The sequence below is a fragment of the Acinetobacter corruptisaponis genome (assembly GCF_030053775.1).
GTDB lineage: Bacteria > Pseudomonadota > Gammaproteobacteria > Pseudomonadales > Moraxellaceae > Acinetobacter > Acinetobacter corruptisaponis.
Window position 1 is genome coordinate 3,054,776 of record NZ_CP125669.1, and the last position, 15,664, is coordinate 3,070,439.

General features: G+C 43.3%; 15 protein-coding genes, 4 tRNA genes and 1 pseudogene. 12 read left to right on the plus strand and 8 right to left on the minus strand.

Going from position 1 to position 15,664, the window contains the following annotated elements:
• The first annotated feature begins 35 nt into the window (after positions 1 to 35).
• From nadA to QLH32_RS14550, 7 genes are all read left to right on the plus strand, one after another.
• A complete protein-coding gene (nadA, locus tag QLH32_RS14520) occupies positions 36 to 1,100 on the plus strand; it encodes a quinolinate synthase NadA (RefSeq protein WP_283266778.1) in 1,065 nt (354 codons plus the stop codon).
• Between the two features lie 130 nt (positions 1,101 to 1,230).
• A tRNA-Pro gene (locus QLH32_RS14525) sits at positions 1,231 to 1,307 on the plus strand.
• A gap of 69 nt (positions 1,308 to 1,376) precedes the next feature.
• A tRNA-Arg gene (locus QLH32_RS14530) sits at positions 1,377 to 1,453 on the plus strand.
• Positions 1,454 to 1,491: 38 nt separating this feature from the next.
• Positions 1,492 to 1,567 (plus strand) — tRNA-His (locus QLH32_RS14535).
• Between the two features lie 4 nt (positions 1,568 to 1,571).
• Positions 1,572 to 1,648, plus strand: a tRNA-Pro gene (locus QLH32_RS14540).
• 100 nt (positions 1,649 to 1,748) lie between these two features.
• A complete protein-coding gene (locus QLH32_RS14545) occupies positions 1,749 to 2,372 on the plus strand; it encodes a nuclease-related domain-containing protein (protein WP_283266779.1) in 624 nt (207 codons plus the stop codon).
• A gap of 166 nt (positions 2,373 to 2,538) precedes the next feature.
• On the plus strand, positions 2,539 to 4,143 hold the full coding sequence (locus tag QLH32_RS14550) for a GMC family oxidoreductase (protein ID WP_283266781.1): 1,605 nt from the start codon (positions 2,539 to 2,541) through the stop codon (positions 4,141 to 4,143).
• An 85-nt stretch (positions 4,144 to 4,228) separates the two neighbouring features.
• On the opposite strand, the gene ntrR is transcribed toward QLH32_RS14550, so the two are convergent.
• From ntrR to prs, 5 genes and pseudogenes are all read right to left on the minus strand, one after another.
• Positions 4,229 to 4,978 carry an ADPR responsive transcriptional repressor NtrR gene (ntrR, locus tag QLH32_RS14555; RefSeq protein ID WP_283266782.1) on the minus strand — a complete coding sequence of 250 codons (750 nt, stop codon included), beginning with the start codon at positions 4,976 to 4,978 and terminating at the stop codon, positions 4,229 to 4,231.
• 58 nt (positions 4,979 to 5,036) lie between these two features.
• Positions 5,037 to 5,315, minus strand: coding sequence for a NadS family protein (gene nadS / locus QLH32_RS14560; protein ID WP_283266783.1), 279 nt, complete (start codon positions 5,313 to 5,315; stop codon positions 5,037 to 5,039).
• A pseudogene (locus tag QLH32_RS14565) lies at positions 5,308 to 5,635 on the minus strand (type II toxin-antitoxin system RelE/ParE family toxin). The gene nadS and the pseudogene QLH32_RS14565 overlap by 8 nt, the downstream one beginning before the upstream one ends.
• Positions 5,636 to 5,784: 149 nt before the next feature.
• Positions 5,785 to 7,272, minus strand: coding sequence for a nicotinate phosphoribosyltransferase (locus QLH32_RS14570; RefSeq protein ID WP_283266786.1), 1,488 nt, complete (start codon positions 7,270 to 7,272; stop codon positions 5,785 to 5,787).
• Positions 7,273 to 7,296: 24 nt separating this feature from the next.
• On the minus strand, positions 7,297 to 8,175 hold the full coding sequence (gene prs, locus QLH32_RS14575) for a ribose-phosphate diphosphokinase (RefSeq protein ID WP_283266787.1): 879 nt from the start codon (positions 8,173 to 8,175) through the stop codon (positions 7,297 to 7,299).
• Positions 8,176 to 8,544: 369 nt separating this feature from the next.
• Here prs and QLH32_RS14580 point away from each other — a divergent pair, with 369 nt between their 5' ends.
• Positions 8,545 to 9,720, plus strand: a complete 1,176-nt coding sequence (locus tag QLH32_RS14580) for a zinc-binding dehydrogenase (protein WP_279959541.1) — start codon at positions 8,545 to 8,547, stop codon at positions 9,718 to 9,720.
• Positions 9,721 to 9,824: 104 nt separating this feature from the next.
• On the opposite strand, the gene QLH32_RS14585 is transcribed toward QLH32_RS14580, so the two are convergent.
• The 3 genes from QLH32_RS14585 to QLH32_RS14595 form a co-directional block, all read right to left on the minus strand.
• Positions 9,825 to 10,286, minus strand: a complete 462-nt coding sequence (locus tag QLH32_RS14585) for a hypothetical protein (RefSeq protein WP_283266789.1) — start codon at positions 10,284 to 10,286, stop codon at positions 9,825 to 9,827.
• Between the two features lie 86 nt (positions 10,287 to 10,372).
• Positions 10,373 to 11,353 (minus strand): putative solute-binding protein, encoded by a 981-nt coding sequence (locus QLH32_RS14590; protein ID WP_283266790.1) that lies wholly within the window; start codon positions 11,351 to 11,353, stop codon positions 10,373 to 10,375.
• A 92-nt stretch (positions 11,354 to 11,445) separates the two neighbouring features.
• Entirely contained in the window at positions 11,446 to 12,054 is a 609-nt protein-coding gene (locus tag QLH32_RS14595) for a PadR family transcriptional regulator (protein ID WP_283266791.1), read from the minus strand.
• 126 nt (positions 12,055 to 12,180) lie between these two features.
• Here QLH32_RS14595 and QLH32_RS14600 point away from each other — a divergent pair, with 126 nt between their 5' ends.
• The 4 genes from QLH32_RS14600 (at position 12,181) to QLH32_RS14615 (ending at position 15,216) form a co-directional block, all read left to right on the plus strand.
• A complete protein-coding gene (locus QLH32_RS14600; protein ID WP_283266792.1) occupies positions 12,181 to 13,332 on the plus strand; it encodes an oxygenase MpaB family protein in 1,152 nt (383 codons plus the stop codon).
• A gap of 13 nt (positions 13,333 to 13,345) precedes the next feature.
• The gene (locus tag QLH32_RS14605; RefSeq protein ID WP_283266793.1) at positions 13,346 to 14,131 is read left to right on the plus strand and encodes a glutathione S-transferase family protein; all 786 of its coding nucleotides are present in this window, start codon (positions 13,346 to 13,348) and stop codon (positions 14,129 to 14,131) included.
• A 92-nt stretch (positions 14,132 to 14,223) separates the two neighbouring features.
• On the plus strand, positions 14,224 to 14,436 hold the full coding sequence (locus QLH32_RS14610; protein WP_283266795.1) for a hypothetical protein: 213 nt from the start codon (positions 14,224 to 14,226) through the stop codon (positions 14,434 to 14,436).
• A gap of 27 nt (positions 14,437 to 14,463) precedes the next feature.
• Complete coding sequence (locus tag QLH32_RS14615; protein WP_283266796.1) at positions 14,464 to 15,216, plus strand: nucleotidyl transferase AbiEii/AbiGii toxin family protein; 753 nt, start codon at positions 14,464 to 14,466, stop codon at positions 15,214 to 15,216.
• The last annotated feature ends 448 nt before the right edge of the window (positions 15,217 to 15,664 follow it).

Consider the following 15,664-nt stretch of genomic DNA (forward strand, 5'->3'; position numbering starts at 1 on the left):
AGTGATGCAGGCGCGCAGGATAGAGAAGACGTTTTATGAATGATACGAATTTAATTGCGAACGAAGCCAAAAATATTGTGCAGGCGCATTTAGATCGTTTGGGTGAGCCAAAAGATAACAGTCTTAGCCCAGAAGTGAAACAAGAAAAGTTTGCCCAGATTGCAGCGGAACTGAAAAAACGTAATGCTGTGCTGGTGGCACACTATTACTGTGATCCTGAAGTGCAGGAGCTTGCGGAACTGACGGGTGGCTGTGTTTCTGACTCACTGGAAATGGCACGTTTTGGCCGTGACCATCCTGCGACGACACTGGTGGTGGCGGGGGTGAAATTTATGGGTGAAACCTCCAAGATTTTATCACCTGAAAAAACAGTGTTGATGCCAACGCTGGAAGCAACCTGTTCACTGGATTTGGGTTGTCCTGTGGATGAGTTCACCACATTCTGCGACCAGCATCCTGACCATACCGTGGTGGTGTATGCCAACACCTCGGCGGCAGTGAAAGCGCGTGCCGATTGGGTGGTGACTTCAAGCTGTGCGGTGGAGATTATTGAACATCTGGATAGCTTAGGCGAAAAGATTATCTGGGCACCAGACCAGCATTTAGGTCGTTATATCCAGAAGAAAACAGGCGCTGATATGCTGCTTTGGGATGGTGCCTGTATCGTGCATGAAGAGTTCCGTGCCCGTGGTATCGCGCAAATGAAAGCGCTTTATCCCGATGCGGCGGTTTTGGTACACCCTGAATCACCTGAGTCGGTGGTGGAAATTGCCGATGCTGTGGGAAGTACCTCGCAACTGATCAAGGCTGCGCAGACACTGCCACATAAACAAATGATCGTGGCAACCGACCGTGGCATTTTCTATAAAATGCAGCAGGCCGCACCTGATAAGGAATTGTTTGAAGCTCCAACCGCAGGAGAGGGTGCAACCTGTCGTTCATGTGCGCATTGTCCGTGGATGGCAATGAACGAACTGGATGGGATTTTGCATGTGTTACAGCATGGTGATCAGGAAATACACGTTGATCCAGCCCTGGCTGAACGTGCCAAATTACCTTTAGATCGAATGTTGAACTTTAGCGCCTCGTTAAAGCGTTAAAATGCTTGTTAAATATACATTTGATAAGGAAAAATCATTTTTTTTAAAACTAGGTGTTGACGTGATGCAACGTCAAGCCTAGAATGCACACCGTACCGCACGATGTGCGATACAATAAAAGCTGAGAGATCGGAGCATAGCACAGCCTGGTAGTGCACCTGGTTTGGGACCAGGGGGTCGTAGGTTCGAATCCTACTGCTCCGACCATTTAAAAGATGTTGAAAAACATTATTTTAATATCGGCGAAGTATCGCTTGATAATATTATCATCGTTATGCGCCTGTAGCTCAGTTGGATAGAGCATCCGCCTTCTAAGCGGATGGTCACAGGTTCGAATCCTGTCAGGCGCGCCATTTGGCAGCTTGGTATATAGAATCAAAAATATGTTATGGTGGATGTAGCTCAGTTGGTAGAGCCCTGGATTGTGATTCCAGTTGTCGCGGGTTCGAATCCCGTCATTCACCCCACATTCGGAGCATAGCACAGCCTGGTAGTGCACCTGGTTTGGGACCAGGGGGTCGTAGGTTCGAATCCTACTGCTCCGACCATCATCCTAGAGATGAGATAAAATACCGCTAACGAAGCGGTTTTTTTACGTCTGAATTTTATTATTTAAAACTTTTAAAATTATAAATTGAATGGGGCAATATGTTTTTCTATATCATCTTTTTTATCATTGTTATTGTTGCACTCGCTTATCTTACTTCACCTAAATTTAAGGGGAAAATGGGTGAAATGATGGTCATTGGTCATGCCGAAAAATTAGGTGAAGAATATGTTTTATTGAATAATTATACTCTTCCTGATGGTGAGCAGGGTACAACACAAGTTGATCATATTCTTATTAGTCCGTATGGCGTGTTTATTATTGAAACTAAAAACTATACGGGTTGGATTTTTGGAAATGCCAGACAAAAGCAATGGACGCAGAAAATTTATAAAAAAAGCTATAAATTTCAAAATCCATTACACCAAAATTATAAACATAGCAAAGTGTTGGAAGCGATTTTAGCAGACATACTTGAACCGCAATATTTACACTCAGTGATAGTATTTACGCCAAGATGTGAATTTAAGACAGAAATGCCAGAGAATGTTTTACGAGGTAAGGTTTGGCTTGATTATGTAAAAGGTTTTCGTGATGAAGCGATTAGCCCAATGAAGCAGAAACGTATTCGTTATCGTATTGAGAAGGAAGTTCTGGAACCATCATGGAGAACAGATCGTCAACATGTTGAACATTTAAAACAAAAACATCTGAATCAGTCTTAAATTCCTAAAGCAACTTTTTATAAGATTTATTCTTTAAGATACTGTTTAAAATTAAATTTTTATTTTTATAAAATAAGGGATATGGTTAGACAGTGAATACTGTTTTTTAGCCAAATTTTAGGCATAATCGTTTCAATTTTTAAAAAAGAAAATAACAGGGATATAGATGACGCAAACAGCTTATGATTTTGTGATTATTGGTGGGGGGTCAGCAGGTTGTGTGCTGGCAGGAAGATTGACAGAAAACCCGAATGTTTCAGTGTGCCTGCTGGAAGCTGGAGGAGATGGCAACAACTGGCTGGTGAATACACCCGCCGCCGCCGTGATCAGTATCCCAACCAAGTTGAACAACTGGGCTTTGGAAACCATTCCACAAAAGGGCCTGAACCAGCGTAAAGGCTATCAACCACGCGGCAAGGGGCTGGGTGGAAGCTCAGCAATTAATGCGATGGTGTATATTCGTGGGCATCGTGATGACTATGACCACTGGGCGGCACTGGGTAATAAGGGCTGGTCGTATGATGAAGTTTTGCCTTATTTCATCAAGTCTGAACACAATGAAAGAATCAAGAATGAATATCACGGACAGCATGGTCCACTCAATGTCAGTGAACTACATTCAGACAATCCTTATCAAAAAACCTTTATTGAAGCGGCTAAACAGGTGGGCTATCCACTCAATGACGATTTTAATGGGGCTGAGCAGGAAGGGCTGGGAGTTTATCAGGTTACCCAGAAAAATGGCGAGCGCTGGAGTGCCGCACGTGGCTACTTATTGCCGCACATGGGCAAACGTCCGAACCTGCATGTCATTACCCATGCGATGGTGTCACATATTGTGATTGAAAATGGTCGTGCGGTCGGGGTGGAATATAAACATAAGGGTCAAAGCCATACGGTAAAGGCGAATAAGGAAGTGCTGCTTTCGGCTGGCGCGTTCCAGTCACCACAAATCTTGATGCTGTCTGGTATTGGCCCACGTCAGGAACTGGAAAAACATGGTATTCCTGTCGTTAAGGACCTGCCTGGTGTGGGGGAAAACCTGCACGACCACCCAGACTTTATTTTTGCCTATAAAACCAAGCTCACTGATGGAACGTTTGGGGTGTCGGTCGGGGGCAGTTTTGACCTGTTTAACCAGATTGGCCGTTACCGTAAGGAACGCCGTGGCCTGATTACCACCAACTATGCCGAATGTGGTGGTTTCCTAAAAACCCGTCCTGAACTGGATAAACCGAATTTACAGTTGCATTTTGTGATCGCGGTGGTGGATAACCATGCCAGAACCATGCATACGGGACATGGGATTTCCTGCCATGTCTGTTTGCTCAATCCGCGTGCGCGTGGTTCAGTCAAGCTAAGCGGTAAAAACGCCAATGATCCACTGTTGATTGACTTTAAATTTCTGGAAGATGAACAGGATTTGCAGGATATGGTGGATGGCTTCAAGATCACCCAGAAGTTGATGCAGGCACCCGCTTTAAACGAAAAAATCAAGGAAGATATGTTCACCGCAAATGTAAAAACGGATGAGGATATTCGCAAGGTGTTATGCCAGCGTGTCGATACCGTTTACCATCCAGTGGGAAGCTGCAAGATGGGGGTGGATGACATGGCGGTGGTTGACCCAGAACTGAAAGTCTATGGTGTGGAGGGGCTTCGCGTGATTGATGCCTCAATTATGCCAGCAGTGGTCAATGGCAATACCAATGCGCCAACGATTATGATTGCCGAAAAAGCTGTCGATATGATTCGCCAGACTTGGCGATAAGATAAATTTTATTCTTTAGGTGGGAAATATTTCTTATATTGAATCTCACCAATAACATGGGCAGATGATTATCTGCCCATGTTACTTACTCATCCTCATTAGAGTTTCTTGGTGTTTCCAGCATTCTTGGAAAGGTAAAGTTAAAATCATCCAGTGCATAACGGAATAGTTGGGCTGGGCGTTTGCCAACAATTTTATGCTGTCCTGTTTCCTCAACCACACCTGCTTCCTGCATCCGACGGCGAAAGGCCTTTTTTTCCAGACTATGCCCAAGAATAATTTCATAAATAGTCTGTAGTTCAGTCAGGGTAAACCGTTCAGGCATTAAGCTGGCAGGTAGGGCGGTGTAGCGTGTTTTACTGCTGAGGCGATCAACTGCCAGATTTAATAATTTTTGGTGGTCAAAGGCCAGTTCAAGTTGCAGTGCTTCATGGATAGGAAACCATGCACTGTGTTCAATTTGTGCTGTTTCCTCGATCTGAAACTTTTGAAAATCAATCAGTGCAAAATAGAGAGAGGTAATCGACCAGCCCCGTGGGTCACGTTGACGATTACCAATCGTTTCCACTTGTTCCAGATAAGGGGTGTGAATCCCTGTTTTTTCCAGTAGTTTACGGTGGGCGGTTGTCATTAAATCTTGATCATGGTTTAAATCGACAAAACCGCCAGGTAAAGCCCATTTGTCTTTTTCTGGAAAGTTGGAACGCTGAATCAGCAAAACCTGTAACTGACCTTTTGAAATCGAAAAAATTGCCATATCCACGGTAAACAGGGGACTGTCGTAGTCCCGTTTTTGATAGTGGGCAAGGTATTCTTGTTCAGAGGTATAATGCATAAGACAAAATTTTAATGGATATATTCAGGATTTATAAAATGTTGCCACTTTATTGTGTTTATGCCATCGTCAAAATATTGGGGTTTTTATCAATAATATGAATCAGGGCAATGGCTGGTCCAGTTGGGTAACGATGCCCTTGCTCCCAGTTTTGCAGGGTGCGTGGGCTAATGTGTAGACGTTTCGCAAATTGAACCTGAGAAAGTCCTGTTTTTTCACGAATTGCCTTGATATTTGGTCGTTCAAGGCTAAATTCACGACTAGCAGGCATTTCACCTTTCCGTACTGCGATAGCTTGTTCCAAGGCTTCTGTTAATTCATCAAAAAACTCAGACATTTTTTAACTCCTCCACAAGTTTGCGTAACACAGTGAGTTCACGGTCAGTTAAATTATCCTTAACTGACTTTGGATAAGCAAGCAGCATAAATATTTGCCCCTCGTTATCAAAGTAGTAATAAATGACACGGATACCACCACTTTTCCCCGTATGTTCTAGATTCCATCTGACCTTGCGTATCCCACCACTTGCACGTATAAGATCACCCAATTCGGGATCTTCGTTTAATGCCTGTTGTAGCTTGGCATAGGAATCATCATCAATCATTGATGTGATTTTTTTTAGTGAATATTGGAATTTCTCTAAATAAGAGAAGCATGGGATAGATCCTGATGTATGGTATAAATACTATACGTCCATGACGTATTAATCAAGTGCTGGATTTAAAAGCATCATTAACAATGCTCTATTCGTTATAGATAAATAGGACATCGTTAATGATGCCCTCTGGATATAATGCAACTGGGTTTAAACTAATCTCTCCCGAATTTGGTCAAGTGTACACTCTCTCAACAATTTCCCATTTTCAAAGACTGTTGTTAAGGTACCTCGTTGCTCCTGTTCAGGTGTTTGCTGATCAAACAGCTCAAAACCATTGGCAGTCTGTTCCACCCGTAACAAACCTTTTGCCGATTTTTTGGTGCCTGAATCGGTCATCGGGTCTTTAAACAACTCCCGACCAACCCCATTGACCTGTCCCCAAGTTGCCTTGACTGCAAAACCAAAAGTATCCCGAGTCAGATAGTTATAGGTATAACTGCCAATCCCAAACACAAGGTTATTGGATGCAAAGCCTTTCGCTTCCAGACCCTTTAAAATGTTTTGCGCGCGTTCAAGGGTAATCGAGTCACCATAGATCAGGCCCACACGTTCATTTAGCACTTTATAGCCTTTATCGGTGACTGTACCGCCAAAGATTTCCCACAAACATTCCACCGCACCTTTATAGGCTGGGCTACCGATTTCAGCATCAGGATCACCACAGATGATTTTGACAGGATCACCCGAATCTGGACGGAACACCACTTTGGCAAGACCTAACGCATTGGGTTGTCGATTGAGGATTTCAGCTTTTAGCTCAACGCTAAATTCGGTAATCACACGCCAGAAATCCCATGTATCCGACACAATGCTGACCACACCCACAGGATAAAGCTCGCAGATCAAACGTCTAAAGGTTTCCAGCTCGCTTTCTTCTCTACCCATACACATCACACTGTGTTCGGTTGCAGGCACTGAAACACCAATCACACCTGTCGCATTATAATATTCTTCAGCATAATCAATCGAAGCGACTGAATCCGTACCAATAAAACTGGTTAAGTGCCCAACACTGGATTGAGCTGCATCATAAATGCCACTCATCCCACGGCTACTGAAATCATGCCCCTGCACAGGGACAAAATCCAAAGGCGCACCTGTTTTTTGTGCATATTGATTTAACAGGCGTTTATATTCATAGGCAATCGTAGCAGTAGTACAACTCTTCCACAGTTCAGCACTGAGTACGGTTTCAATATAGTTGGTCAACCAAAAGAAATCTGGGTCAGTATTGATCATGGTTAATACAGGTACTTTAATATTGACGCGGCTGCCTTCTTGCAAAGCTTTAATTCTTAATGGTAAATAGCCTAAGTCATGTAACGCTTCGATGTGTTCCACAGGTACAGCACCCTCACCCAATGAACTGTCCATACGGCGTTTATAGGCTGCGACCACCTTGTCTTTCGGCTGGTTAAAAAAGCCCTCATTCCATGTTTCAATTAAAAAGTGTTTGATAAATCCCTGTAGCCCAAAGAATACCACCTTGTCATCAAAATCAGGCAGCATTTTTGCCAAACGTGAGGAACGAGGTGTGAAGTTTGCATAAACGTACTCAGTGCCAACTGGGTACTGGCGGCGGTGATCCGCCTTATAAAAGTCGATTGCATTCAGTGGATTGATTTTAAGACTCATTTTTTATACTCCTATTTACGTAAATTAGTTTTGAAAATTAATCAGGTTGAGCTTTGAATGTGTCTGTTGTGGACGGCTATTGCTGGTAAAAAGCTGGTCAACCAAGCCATCAAAAACATCCAGGCCTTTGCTAAAAATGCCATGTGTGACATACAGGATGATGTTCTGGCAATGGAGGCGACGTAATTGCTGGGCAATGCCAATAAAGGTTGCACCACCATCACAAATGTCATCTGTAATCACTACAGTTTTGCCTGTTAAGTCTGCACTGTGGACCTGTGTTGCCCTGATTTTTCCTGTATTTGCATCTCTTACTTTTTCACAGTGAATAATGTCAATTGCCTGTTGGCGTTGTGCATTAATGCCATTGGCAATCGCTTGAGTCCGTTGTGTTGCACCTGCATCGGGGCAGACCAGCACCGTATTTTCAGCCAACAGGATTTGCATTAATGCTTCACTGTGTTGAATGATCCGAATCGGTTCAATATTGACCACATTTTGAAAAGTGGTATTTGCTCGTAGTAACTCAAGCGTTGCCTGACTATGGCAATCCCAGACCACAATTTCCTGGCGCTGGCCTACATATTGTTCTGTATTGCTATTCAGCAGTTTAGTCATCAGGTCAAGTGAAAAAGCTTGACCCTGTGCGCAGATACGATCCTGACGTGCGTAAGGAAAATAGGGGATTTCAACTGAAAGCTGGATGCCCTGTTGCAGTAGCACATTTTCCAGTAACAGGTAGTCCATCACATCGGTGCTATTGGCTAGTGATGCCTTGATCTGCACTGAATTTTTAAATGGATTCAGCAGGCTTGGATTCAGTTGAATATGACGTTCACCACCTGAAAACTGTAAAAATTCGATGGGAACATTCACTTGTGTTGTCTTGAGTTGAATCGCCATTTTTTGCTTCTCTTATATAGTGGCTTATAGCCAGTAAATATATATTGGCATAGTGACACTATAAATTGCAACAGCTCATTTGGTATTTTTTAAAAAATATTGGATTGATGGAGAGGGAAGTTATCTATCTATTTGAATAGAATTGGAATTTAATTTTTAAAACTTTTAATTCTTCAGTCGTTATTCTATAAACAGCTCTAAATCTTCTGGTATGCTGACTTTATTCATTTAAGATATTTATATTTGGGTCATAGATTTTGACAATATGGTTTGTCAGTATTGTGGCAAGCTTTGTTGGTGCGATGATTCCAGTCACTTAAAAAACTGAAACGCTAACAAATGGAATAAAAAAAAAAAGGAAAACATCCTATGAAATCTCTTGTTTGCCAGAATGCCCAGCTTCAAATTGAAGACAGTCAAAAACTGATTCCAGCCAAAGGGCAAGTATTGCTTGAAGTGGTGCGTTGCGGAATCTGTGGCTCAGATTTGCACATGCAACACCACTGTGACCACATGCATGATTTGGCAGCGCGCGTTGGTTTTAATGGTGTGGCGAAATCCTCAGATAAATTGGTTTTCGGTCATGAGTTTTGCGGTAAGGTCCTGGATTATGGTCCAAAAACACGCCGTAAACTGAAAGCGGATACTTTGGTCTGTGCTATGCCATTGTTGAATGTTGATCCGCAAGGTTATGTACCCACTGGACTTTCACCAAGTGCATCAGGCGGTTATGCAGAGCAGGTTCTGGTTCAATCGAGCCTGATGTTTGAAGTTCCCAATGGTTTGGATGCGGATAGTGCGGCACTGACCGAACCTATGGCGGTTGCATTGCATGCGGTACGTCGTAGCCGAATCAAGAAAAGCGAACCTGCGATTGTGGTGGGCTGTGGACCAGTCGGTTTGGGTGTGATTTTAATGCTCAAGGCAATGGGTGTTAAAACCGTGGTTGCCAGTGATTTTTCACCGAATCGTCGTCGCTTGGCTGAGCAATGTGGTGCAGATATCTTGATTGACCCTAAACAGCAATCTCCATTTAGCAGTTGGAAAGAGCTGGGGTTGCTGGGGAATGTCTCTGAAGCGATTAATATGGGAATGGGCATTTTTGACAAGGTTCAGACGTTCTCATTACCGTGGGTCAATGCAATGCGTGTCGGTGATAAACTTGGTCTATTGCCTAAACGTCCAGTAATCTTTGAATGTGTAGGCGTGGCAGGGATCATGCAGCAGATTCTTGAGGGTGCGCCACTGTTCTCGCGTATCGTCGGTGTTGGCGTTTGTATGCAAAGCGATAAGATCGAACCTGCATTGGCCATCAATAAGGAACTGGAAATCCAGTATGTGCTGGGTTATACACCACTTGAGTTCCGTGACACCTTGCATATGATTGCTGAGGGTAAAGTGGATTGCTCTCCACTCATCACTGGTGTGGTAGGCTTGGAAGGGGTGAACAATGCTTTTGCTGCATTACGTGATCCAGAGCAACATGCCAAAATCCTGATTGATCCGAAACGTGCTGGTTCTGATATTCAGTTGATTAAAGCTTAATATTGATTTTGTAAAAGTATTGAAAAAAACCGCTATCTCAATATAGCGGTTTTTTTACGCCTTAGGCTTATTTTAATGCAATGGGTGATGTTGAACTCAAGTACCTACCACAGCTTGGTTTTGTTCTGGATACCGACAATACGCGGCGATTTTGCATCACCGCCCAGTGCAATTTGTAGTTCATTCTGCTGTCCCGCTTTCTTACCAAAAAGCGTCCGATTTTCTGTCTCTTGCAAACTGACTGTCGTGACATTATCAACAAGGCTGACCTTGATGTTCTTGATCTCATAACTCTCATTGGTGGCGAAATGCCAGGTTGCCTTGAGTTGTTGCAAATAATCCGCTTTAGTGATGGTAAAGCTTTGTGGTGGATCAGCCTGTGTCCATAACACCTTAATCGTGGCTTTATTGTCAATCATATTGCCCACAGCCTTGAGGTCGTGTTTTTGTATGGCTTGATAAAAGCTGTTAATAAAACGGGTTGCGGTATCTTTATCAATGTCACTGGCATGGAGTTGTGGGCTAAGCAAACTGATGATCAGCAATGGAGCGAAAGCGATTTTCATGATGACTCCAGATATTGTTATAGGGTGTAAATTAAAAGTATGTGCCTAAAAACTGGTTGAACTTGGCAATCCGTGATTAGGGTGCGCTATTCAAGATTGTCACTACATTCCGCTTGGGTGGGTTCGGCACGGCAGCGGATTTTTTTCATCAGGTTCATCATTTTTGGATGATAAATTCCCTGTTTGGTCATGCTGATTCGTGCCTGACGCATCATTTCCCGATATTGTGGTGCGGTTCCATCGGCAGGTGGAAAGAAAAACAGGATGTCATCTTCAGCTGCCGATATGGTTTTCATGGCGGTATCATACTGACCATAAAAATATTCACGGGAACGTTGCCCGAATCCTGCTGGGAATTTGTCTGGGCGAATCAACATTTGAAAGGTCAGTTGCGCCACAGGCAGTTTTAGCACTGCACCCTGACTGCCCACGCCCTTGTAAAGCTCAAGTGGCATATAGGCAACCGCAGGGGCAGCGGTGGCATCCACCTGACCATTATTAAATTTTCCTGCAAAATTGGAGACATCACTCATCACGGCCTGTGCGCCAATGCTTTCCGCCATGACCAGTTGCGCCTTGTCGTAGTCCAGCACGGCAATTTTGCGTCCCGCCATTTTGGTGACGGTATTGATATTGCGGTCACGCAGGAAAATATAGGCTGCACCCAAAGGCATTAACCCAGCCACTTCATACTGCCCACTGGTCATCATCTTGCTGGCATCGGGACGTAGCAAGGCTGCCATGAGTAGCTTGAGTTGGGTGTAGTTTGGCAAACCGCCAATTGAGTCAATACTGCCTGTAAAATGGTTAAACTGGCGTGCGCGCATCCCTGTCAGCAAAACAGCATCACATTGACCTGCCTTAAAGTCTTCGGCAGCAACCCGCTCAGAAGTATAGGAGCGCAGTTCAAGCTGTGCGCCCCATGCCCTTGATTGCGTGGCATATTCACGCATGCCCGAAATAACAGGGCCTTGTGCGCCGACCATATCAAAAACACAGAACGTTTGCGCCTGTGTTTGCTGAGAAAGCAATACGCCCAACACAAGCAGGCTAAACCCAAGTTTCATACCAATCATTCCTTTTGGTTGGGATATGGAATGCGTTCAGGTTAGCAAAGATTTTTTAAATACTCAACATGATGAATATTAAATTTGATGAATTATGTTTCTGGCTGATTCAACTGCAATGCCTCAGTAAATAGCTGAAGATCCTCTGCGGTGGTTTCTCGCCATTTCTGCTTCTGTAAAAACACCTCCACCTGTTTTGCCCATTCCAGCCAGCATTGAATCTGACTGATCCCATGTGTCAGGGTCAGGTAAATGCCCTCAAATTTTTCCAGTACGTTGGGTGGAAGTGACTGGAATACCGCCTGCATACGAAATAAATCATCCAGACTTTGCTGGTAAGCCTGTCGGTATTGCTGAAATTCCTGCATAAACTGATCTGCGTCCAGCAGGTGAACCGAAGACAGTTTGACTAAAAACTCGCTGTTGAGATGGGGTGGCTTGATCGGAGTGGACAGCCATTTTTGCATAGCGGCATAACCCTCTGGATTGAGCCGATAGACTTTTCTGGGTGGGCGGGGCGCATTTTCAACAATGTCGCAGTCAATTAAACCATCACTGTGCAACTTACCCAGATCACGGTAGATTTGCTGAAAGCTGGCATTCCATAAATAGCCGTAAGTATGTTGAAAACCCTTGATAATATCGTAGCCACTGGCAGCCCCCGTACCTAAATACACCAGCAAGACATGGCGAAGTGACATGATATTGACTCCTCAATAAATAATTTATCTTAGCACCCAATAATCAAATTTAATATTCAACAAGTTGAGTATTTAAAAAATATTTGCTAGGCTGAATATTATTTGCCCGATTTGACAGGTTGAACCATGAATATGCTTGCTGATGTACCTGCTACATTTTCACCTGATGTACCTACCAGTCCATTGCCAGCAATATCACGCAAGTCATGGCTATGGTCAATGCCACTCACACCGTGGTTGAATCTGGGAGATGAGCTGGCGGAGAATGTGGTCAAGACTTTGAGAGCGCATAAAAAACCGCTTGCGCAGCCGTTGCCAGCCATTCAGCAACTTGCCCGTGAGGGTAATGTGGCGTGCCAGGATTTTTTAGCCGATATGGAAATGATTCCCGACAGGGTGGATTTTGAGTTGATGGCTAAGGGTGGGGCAATGGCCTATCGACATTTTCCTCAGTTGATCATTGCCCTGATTCATGGTGGCTTAATGACCACTTTTTCCAATGCTGCCTCAGCCCATATTTTGTCAGGTACGCAACGTCTGGAACAAAATGTGGTACGTCGCCTGTTTGAATCATCCACCCTGTTTTTTGGGGTGCTGGATACCGAAGCACTACGACCTTATGGGGCGGTTTGGGAAATCTGTATGCGTGTCCGCTTGATGCACGCAATGGTACGTTTACGTTTAATGGCATCTGAGAATTGGGATATGGCAACAGGTCTGCCGATCAACCAATTACATACCGCCGCAGGTCCGTTATTTTTTGGCACGATGGTGCTGGAGAGTTTACAGGCACTGGGCGCAAAAATTCGTCCAGAAGAACATGAGGGCTATTACCTGATCTGGAGATATGTCACTCGCCTGTTGGGTGTTCCACTGGGCTTGCTGGGCAATACGGTGGCAGAGCAGCAGGCGATTGACCAGCGTATTCTGCCTTTATGCTTTGACCCGAATGATACTTCACGCCAGTTGGCGCAAGCCTTGTTTGAGGGTTTAAAAAACTTGCCCGATGCACACATGATTCCAAAAACTGTACATGAAGTCCTGTCCCGTTATCTTTTGGGAAATGAAAGGGCAGATGGGATGGGGGTTGCCCAGCATCCAATTGCAATGTGCTGGGTTGCACCTTTGGCATTTGGGCTACGAATCTATAGTTGGACATTGCGTATTCCTCAAGTGGGACGTTCTGCTGAGAAGTTTGGCAAACGTTATCTACATAACTTGGTACAACGTGGTTTGGCGGGTGTGGCGGCAGATTATCAGCCACATGGCCATGCGTAAAAGGAGTATAACAATGACTTTAGATCAGCGTGTACTGTATCAATTTCCCTTGTCACTTTACTGTGAGAAAGCCCGCTGGAATCTGGATGCCAAAGGCTTGGACTATACCTGCCGTGACTTGGTGCCAGGTTTGCATGCGCCGACTGCATGGCGTTTGGCTGGTCAGCGTTGCCTACCTATTTTGGTGGATGGGCAGCACAGGATTGGGGATTCAACCAAAATCGCCCTGTATCTTGAAAATACTTATCCTAAACGATCACTTTTACCTGTAGATGAAGTGGCAAGAAAACGGGTCATGCAACTGGAAGATTTCTTTGATGAACTGGGCGATCATGTCCGCCGCTATTGCTGGAGTCTGGCGGTTGAGCGTGATGAAGTCAGCGATATTTTCTTTAATTTTTCTGGATATACACGCTGGCAACGTATGCTGGCAGATAGTAGCAAACCACTGCTCAGGCAAATGATTCGCTGTACCTTTCAGGTCTATGAACCACGTGTGGCAGACTCTTGGGAAAAAATTCAGAACACATTGCTGCAAATGGAAGATTGGTTGCAGGGCAATGTTAATCATTATCTGATTGGAGATCGTTTTACTTTGGCAGACCTGACTGCGGCAAGTATGCTCGCTCCGTTGTTCGGTCCAGAGAATAGCCCGTGGGCTGATAACAGAATGCCACCGCTTACTCAGCAGCTTCGCGCGGAATCACGTAGCACATTGGCAGGGCAATGGGTACTCAGGCTTTATCGGGATTATCGTGTGGGTGACTGGATATTTAAAAATAGTGATAGTCTGATATGATGACTATGAATGGAAAAAATATTCACTTTTAGATCATATTGTTTAAAGATCTAAATAAAGGGGATACTTTAGGTCGATGATGGAATGTGTCTATGGCGATACAGTATATTAATCGTAGAGATTATCCTGAACTGGATACGATTCTTTGGGATATTCAGGCTGAAATTGTGACAGCAGAATTTGCTTTTCAAATGTATGAAAGGCGATGGTGCTATATTGAGCCAAATCTTCTAACAGATGATGAAAAATTACTCATTGAGAGTTTGATTAAAAATATAGGTCATGGACATTTTCTGCCCAGCTAACAACATATAATAAAGAGATATAGTTTGATGAATCAGCGTCATTTAAGCCATCAACTGATACTAAAAACATTAGATAATTTTAATACTGAGTATTTAAAGCAGCACAATATTTTGTTTGGTGGTGGTACTCGTATTGCATTAGAGCTTAATGAGTTTCGTGAATCTATTGATATAGACTTTTTATGTCCCGATAAAGAGTCGTTTAGAGCCGTTCGCCAGCAGGTTGAAGAAAATTCTTTAGGTAGGCTTCTAGACAATGATTTTAGTTTTATTAAACTGCGTACTGATCGAGATGCTGTAAGGTCTTTAATTCATGTTGATGGTATTGTCATTAAACTTGAATTTGTACTTTTTTCAGATTACCAACTTCAGGTTGACCAAAATTTTCCATTTGTTGTTCCAGCTATAGATCATTCTTCCTGTTTCCTAACAAAGTTACTTGCTAATGCGGATAGATACAATAATGCTCCGTATAAAGATATTTTTGATATATTGGCGATGACGGATCATTGGGGAAGTGTGCCTCATGAAGTGTGGAAGCATGCTGATCAGCATTATGGTTTAAAAACAGTAGTTTATGGATTGGATAGATCATGCCATGATATTCTGGAAAATAAATCTAAGTATATTGAAATTGCAGAAAATCAATTGAAGATTAATCTTGATTATGCAAATAAATTACTATCCGATACTGTTTTGAATTTACTGGAACAAGTTGATTTAAAGAAAGAGTTAATGATTTCTCAAGATCGAAATTTAAGCTATAAGCCAAGATTATAAAAAATAGACGAGTCTAATTTGCAATAAAACTAAGCTGATTATTTGATTCATATATTAAGAAATAATAGTAACTTTAATGACTTGCTATTACCTACATTGACACTTGCAAAATCACAGATTATTTTGTGACTGCTTACCTATATTTTGATAATAATTTTGTTTCTCGTAATGGTAGAACGGAAGGGGGACACTTTCGGGTGTGCTGGAACCCAAAACCAGTCGGTCAACCCTCTTTCATTCTGCCACCCTATTCAAAAGCTAACAAATTTAACACCTTACCATTTCCTTACATTGACACCTGCCAACTCACAGATTATCCTTTACATGCTGACCCACATGGTCAGTCGGTTTTAGCAGACCGTTTTTTCAACTACATCAGAACTATTCTTTCTGAGGAATAGTTTTGTGTATAAACTCCTCGGCCCCTCCCGTAGCGGTAGGACGGGAG

Coding starts and splice junctions, on each gene's coding strand:
- nadA (WP_283266778.1), top strand. CDS start 36: ATGAATGATACGAATTTAATTGCGAACGAAGCCAAAAATATTGTGCAG.
- QLH32_RS14545 (WP_283266779.1), top strand. CDS start 1,749: ATGTTTTTCTATATCATCTTTTTTATCATTGTTATTGTTGCACTCGCT.
- QLH32_RS14550 (WP_283266781.1), top strand. CDS start 2,539: ATGACGCAAACAGCTTATGATTTTGTGATTATTGGTGGGGGGTCAGCA.
- ntrR (WP_283266782.1), bottom strand. CDS start 4,978: ATGCATTATACCTCTGAACAAGAATACCTTGCCCACTATCAAAAACGG.
- nadS (WP_283266783.1), bottom strand. CDS start 5,315: ATGTCTGAGTTTTTTGATGAATTAACAGAAGCCTTGGAACAAGCTATC.
- QLH32_RS14570 (WP_283266786.1), bottom strand. CDS start 7,272: ATGAGTCTTAAAATCAATCCACTGAATGCAATCGACTTTTATAAGGCG.
- prs (WP_283266787.1), bottom strand. CDS start 8,175: ATGGCGATTCAACTCAAGACAACACAAGTGAATGTTCCCATCGAATTT.
- QLH32_RS14580 (WP_279959541.1), top strand. CDS start 8,545: ATGAAATCTCTTGTTTGCCAGAATGCCCAGCTTCAAATTGAAGACAGT.
- QLH32_RS14585 (WP_283266789.1), bottom strand. CDS start 10,286: ATGAAAATCGCTTTCGCTCCATTGCTGATCATCAGTTTGCTTAGCCCA.
- QLH32_RS14590 (WP_283266790.1), bottom strand. CDS start 11,353: ATGAAACTTGGGTTTAGCCTGCTTGTGTTGGGCGTATTGCTTTCTCAG.
- QLH32_RS14595 (WP_283266791.1), bottom strand. CDS start 12,054: ATGTCACTTCGCCATGTCTTGCTGGTGTATTTAGGTACGGGGGCTGCC.
- QLH32_RS14600 (WP_283266792.1), top strand. CDS start 12,181: ATGAATATGCTTGCTGATGTACCTGCTACATTTTCACCTGATGTACCT.
- QLH32_RS14605 (WP_283266793.1), top strand. CDS start 13,346: ATGACTTTAGATCAGCGTGTACTGTATCAATTTCCCTTGTCACTTTAC.
- QLH32_RS14610 (WP_283266795.1), top strand. CDS start 14,224: ATGGCGATACAGTATATTAATCGTAGAGATTATCCTGAACTGGATACG.
- QLH32_RS14615 (WP_283266796.1), top strand. CDS start 14,464: ATGAATCAGCGTCATTTAAGCCATCAACTGATACTAAAAACATTAGAT.